Annotated in this window: 4 protein-coding genes and 2 pseudogenes; 2 read left to right on the top strand and 4 right to left on the bottom strand. The window is 69.8% G+C overall.

What is annotated here, in order from left to right; genetic code table 11:
* The 3 genes and pseudogenes from HUU96_RS15195 to HUU96_RS12905 form a co-directional block, all read right to left on the bottom strand.
* Nucleotides 1–214 (bottom strand): annotated as a pseudogene (locus HUU96_RS15195) (TMEM165/GDT1 family protein); the annotation flags it as partial.
* Nucleotides 215–296: 82 nt separating this feature from the next.
* A pseudogene (locus HUU96_RS15190) lies at nucleotides 297–410 on the bottom strand (TMEM165/GDT1 family protein); the annotation flags it as partial.
* Nucleotides 411–436: 26 nt separating this feature from the next.
* Nucleotides 437–787 carry a hypothetical protein gene (locus tag HUU96_RS12905; RefSeq protein ID WP_254605220.1) on the bottom strand — a complete coding sequence of 117 codons (351 nt, stop codon included), beginning with the start codon at nucleotides 785–787 and terminating at the stop codon, nucleotides 437–439.
* A gap of 161 nt (nucleotides 788–948) precedes the next feature.
* Between HUU96_RS12905 and rpmG the strand changes: the two genes are divergently transcribed.
* Both rpmG and HUU96_RS12895 read left to right on the top strand, forming a co-directional pair.
* The gene (gene rpmG, locus HUU96_RS12900; RefSeq protein ID WP_066648079.1) at nucleotides 949–1116 is read left to right on the top strand and encodes a 50S ribosomal protein L33; all 168 of its coding nucleotides are present in this window, start codon (nucleotides 949–951) and stop codon (nucleotides 1114–1116) included.
* A 205-nt stretch (nucleotides 1117–1321) separates the two neighbouring features.
* A complete protein-coding gene (locus tag HUU96_RS12895; protein ID WP_174293170.1) occupies nucleotides 1322–2206 on the top strand; it encodes an aspartyl protease family protein in 885 nt (294 codons plus the stop codon).
* Here HUU96_RS12895 and HUU96_RS12890 read toward each other — a convergent pair.
* Nucleotides 2203–3822: potassium transporter Kup (locus HUU96_RS12890; RefSeq protein WP_174293169.1), on the bottom strand; the 1620-nt coding region annotated here is incomplete at its 5' end. The genes HUU96_RS12895 and HUU96_RS12890 overlap by 4 nt on opposite strands.

Genomic DNA, 3822 nt, shown 5'->3' with positions numbered 1-3822 from the left:
TGCCGGCCGCGCCGCCGACCGCCGCCAGCCACGGCAGCGGCGTGCGCGCGGCCAGCGTCAGCACCACGAACTGGACGCCGTCGCCGAACGCCAGGATGAACAGCCCCAGCAGCGAGGTCGCGAACGCGCCGATCCGCCAGGTATCGAGCCGCTCGGGCGACTTGACTCGACCCAGCGCGCCGCCGCCCTGCAGTAGCAGCGCCAGGGCCAGCATCAACTGCTTGGCCTCCGGCGAACCTGGGGCCGAGCACGCCACCGAAGGTCGCGGCGAGCCCGCTCGCGGCCGCCAGCGCCAGCACCGCCGCGGCGATCACCACGCCGGGACGGCGGTACCGATCGGCAAGGATGGCGGCGAGCCATGCCGGCTTGTCACCGATGCCGGCCAGCACCGCAGCGACCAGCGCCGCCATCAGCGCGTCCATCGGCGACTAATCTCTCACGCGGCGGCGAGCCGGACCGAGCAGGCGGCGGCGAACGCGTCGCAGGCGGCGACGTCCTGCCGCTCGCTCGCCACCGCATCGCTCAGCATCGCCAGCCAGCCGTGCAGCAACGTGCCGCGCTCGCCGTGCGACAGCGCCCAGTCGAGGAAATGCGCAACGGTCACCGCAGGGTTGAGGCCGTGACGATGCGCTATCACCCGGATCGCGTCGACATCCGGGGCCAGGTCTCGCGCCATCGCGTAAGGGGCACGGCCGTCGATCGCAGCGATCCGGGCGGCGAGGTCCGCCCTGACGCTTTCGATCGCTCCGCTCGCGCCGTCGCCTGCCGCCATCCTGCCCTCCAGCATCATGCCCTCCTGTCTGTCGTTACGGACATGGCTGCACCCGCTGTCGTGAAAACCGCGTTAAGGCGCGCGCGATTGACTCGGCCACCCGGTTGGGCCATGCGCGACCGCTGATTGAGCGGTGGCGCGTGCCGCCGTTTCCTCACCATCGCAGGATAGGGCTCATGGCCAAGCCGACCACCGTCAAGATCAAGCTCGTCAGCTCCGCCGACACCGGCTTCTTCTACGTCACCAAGAAGAACCCGCGGACCAAGACCGAGAAGCTGAGCTTCAAGAAATATGATCCCGTCGTGCGCAAGCATGTCGAGTTCAAGGAAGCCAAGATCAAGTAAGCCGCGCGGCGGCCCGGGCACCGGGCTGGCCGACGATTGATCCGTCACGAGCCGCAGCCGAGAGGTTTGCGGCTTTTTCGTTGTCGTTCCGGCCGATCAGGCGCATCCTCCGGCAATGGAGAGAAGGCGCGTCTTGTTGGCGGCGATGCTGTTGCTTGTGCCTGGTCCGCTGACGGCGCAGCAGGTCGCGGTCCCGATTGCGCCCGTGGCGAGCGATCCTGCCGGCGATACGGTGACCGAAACGGCGCTGCTGCTCGGCACGTCGCAGGACCGGATGACCGTGCCGGTCTCGATCGGCAGCCATGGACCCTGGCCGTTCATCATCGACACTGGTGCCGAGCGCACCGTCGTCTCGCGGCAGCTGGCGGCGCAGCTCGGCCTCGATCCGGGACCGGAGCTGCGCGTGGTCGCGATGACCGGGCCGAGCGCGGTCGGCTCGGTGCTGATCCCGCAGCTCAGCGTCAGCACGCTGGTGCAGCCGACCATCACCGCGCCGCTGCTGGAGGCGCGCAACATCGGCGCGGCGGGGATGCTCGGCATCGACACGCTGCAGGGTCACAGCATCGACATCGACTTCGACCGGTCGGCGATGACGGTGCGGCCATCGCGCAAGCGGCGGGTGGTCGCCGGCAGCCATGGCGGCGAGATCGTGGTCGTCGCGCGTCCGCTGTTCGGCCAGCTGATCGTCACCGACGCACGCTGGCGGGGCAAGCGGATCGCGGTGGTGATCGACACCGGCGCGGCGATGACGGTCGGCAATCCGGCGCTGCTGGCGATGATGGCGGGCCGGGCGCGACCGCTCGGGCCGACCTCGTCGATCTCGGTCACTGGCCTGACGCTGGAGGCGCAGGCGTATCTGGTCAGCGACCTGACGATCGGCGGCATCGGCCTCGCCAACGTACCGGTCGCGATCGCCGACGCGACGCCGTTCCACCGCTTCGGCCTCACCAGCCGGCCGGCGCTGATGCTGGGGATGGATGCGCTGCGGCTGTTCCGCCGCGTGAAGATCGACTTCGCCAACCGCGATGTCGAGTTCACCCTGCCACGCAGCGCTGGCGAACGGCTGGGACTGGTCGTGCCGGTCGGCTAGACCGACACCTGCTCGCCCAGTTCCAGCACCTTGCCCGGCGGGATGCGCAAGAATTCGGTCGGGTCGCTGGCATTGCGCTGGAGGAACATGAACAATCGGTCCTGCCACAGCGGCATCCCCTGTTCGGGATCGGGCTTCAGCGTGTTGCGGCCGATGAAGAAGCTGGTGCGCATCGGGTCGAGCCCGCGCCGCTCGCCCTTGCCGCCCATGCCCAGGTCAGCGGGTACGTCGGGCTGCTCCATGAAGCCGTAGCGCAGCAGGACGACGGTAAAATTGTCGTCGATCCGCTTCACCTCGCGGCGATGCTCCGGCTCGACGGCCGGCCGGTCGGCGGTGCGGACCGAGACCACGACGTTCTTTTCGTGCAGCACCTTGTTGTGCTTGAGGTTGTGGAGCAGCGCGCCCGGCGCGGCATCGGGATTGCCGGTCAGGAACACCGCCGTTCCCGCCACCCGCTCCGGCGGGCGCTTGGCGAGCGCGGCGGCGAGGTCGGCGAGCGGTACCGCCTGTTCGCCCTCGAAGCGGCGGACGATGCCGCGCCCGCGCACCCAGGTCGCCACCAGCAGGCCGATTGCGGCGGCGACCGCCAGCGGCACCCAGCCGCCTTCGACCACGCGCAGCACGTTCGCGCCGAAGAACACGCAGTCGAGCGCCAGGAACGGCAGGATCACCGCCACCGCCAGTCCGCGCGACCAATGCCAGCTGTGCCGCACGACGAGATAGGCGAGGCAGGTGGTGATCACCATCGTGCCAGTCACGGCGATGCCATAGGCGGCGGCCATGTCGGACGAGGTGCGGAACTGCGCCACCAGCACCAGCACGCCCGCCAGCAGCAGCCAGTTGATCGCCGGCAGGTAGATCTGTCCGGCGAAATCGGCCGAGGTCTGCCGCAGCCGCAGCCGCGGCAACAGCCCCAGCTGCACCGCCTGCTGGGTCAGCGAGAACGCCCCGGTGATCACCGCCTGACTGGCGATGACGGTGGCGGCACCGGCCAGCACCACCAGCCACGGCCGGAGGTTCGCCGGGGCCATCAGGAAGAACCAGTCGTCGTTGGTGAACACCCGATGCGCCGCCGCCGCGCGCTCCAGCGAGGCGAGCGCGAACGCCCCCTGGCCGAGATAGTTGAGCGCCAGCGCCGGAAAGGCAAGCAGGAACCAGCCGAGCCGGATCGGCTTCAGCCCGAAATGCCCCATGTCGGCGGTCAGCGCCTCCGCCCCGGTAACGGTCAGGAACACGGCGCCCAGCACGAACAACCCGGTGGTGCCGTGCGTCGCCAGCAGCTCGATGCCATACCAGGGCAGGAAGACGCGCACGATCGAAAGCTCGTCGGCGATGTGCCACACCCCCAGCGCGGCGATCGCCAGGAACCACAGGATGCAGATCGGCCCGAACAGCCGCGACACCTGCGCCGTGCCGCGCGCCTGGATCACGAACAGGCCGACCAGGATGCCAATGGTCAAGGCCCGCACCGTCGTCTCGTCGAACACCGCGGCCATATTGGGGATGGTGCGCAGCCCCTCCATCGCCGACAGCACCGACAGCGCCGGAGTGATGATCGCGTCGCCATAGAAGAGCGCCGCGCCGCCCGCGCCGAGCACCAGCGCGATCCGCGCCCG

It is taken from the genome of Sphingomonas bacterium, assembly GCF_903644135.1.
GTDB lineage: Bacteria > Pseudomonadota > Alphaproteobacteria > Sphingomonadales > Sphingomonadaceae > Sphingomonas.
Note: the sequence above shows the minus strand (reverse complement) of the source record. Positions and strands in the feature narration are given on the sequence as shown.